Source organism: Peptoniphilus indolicus ATCC 29427 (assembly GCF_000227315.1).
Taxonomy (GTDB): Bacteria; Bacillota; Clostridia; order Tissierellales; family Peptoniphilaceae; genus Peptoniphilus; species Peptoniphilus indolicus.
This window is the reverse complement of the sequence record NZ_JH165140.1, coordinates 1-791: the sequence shown is the minus strand read 5'-3', so window position 1 is coordinate 791 and position 791 is coordinate 1. Positions and strand designations below refer to the sequence as shown.

General features: G+C 25.8%; 1 protein-coding gene. It reads left to right on the top strand.

The genetic code is table 11. The features are described from left to right. Positions 1-551: 551 nt before the first annotated feature. The coding region (locus HMPREF9129_RS11255) for a transposase (RefSeq protein ID WP_257009300.1) at positions 552-791 on the top strand (240 nt) is incomplete at its 3' end.

Genomic DNA, 791 nt, shown 5'->3' with positions numbered 1-791 from the left:
AAAAGTCAATCTAATCTACCTGGTACGATGTTTTAAGCAAAATAAATAAACCAAGCGGAATAACTCAGCCAACTAAATTTACAATTAATCAACAAAAAACTTAAAGCTTAACTAATGAATCTACTGATAATAGTATTGCTAATTCCGTATTTTCCAAATTATTCAATCAACTGATGAAAAAAGATACATATCTTTAGAATGCCTCTTATTAAAGAAAGAGCAATATAAAATCCTATATAAATTGCTGTTAAAAACATTACTATGACCACTGAAATAATAATCTTACCCTTAAGAATTCCAAAATCAAAAGACAGAAAATTTTCTATATACCTATCAAAATATAACAAAGAAACAAAAAATAATTCTAATAACCTTATTAGACATGTATATTCAAAGTATCTTAACTAAAAATATCAAAAATAAGACTGTGTAAAATTTTGTGTATAGAACTTCCTAATTAGGGTAAGGAGAACTAATCCGGATAAATTTTTATTCCAAGAAAAATATCAGAAACAAGATCAAATAAAATATCAAAATGTTAATCCAAGAGTATCAACCGTAAACAGTACAGTACCTACAAGAAACTTAAAAAATTTTTAGGAGATACAATGGAGCGAATATTAAAAGCTGAATTAGGTAATCATTTATACTATGAATATGGTGAAAAATCCTTATCTTTTAATGCAATAAATGATTCAATTAAGAAAACCGTTAAATCATCTTATGGAAATGATATTCCAAGAGATAGAGAAGGATCCTTCGAACCACAAACTTTAAAAAATACGAAAAAT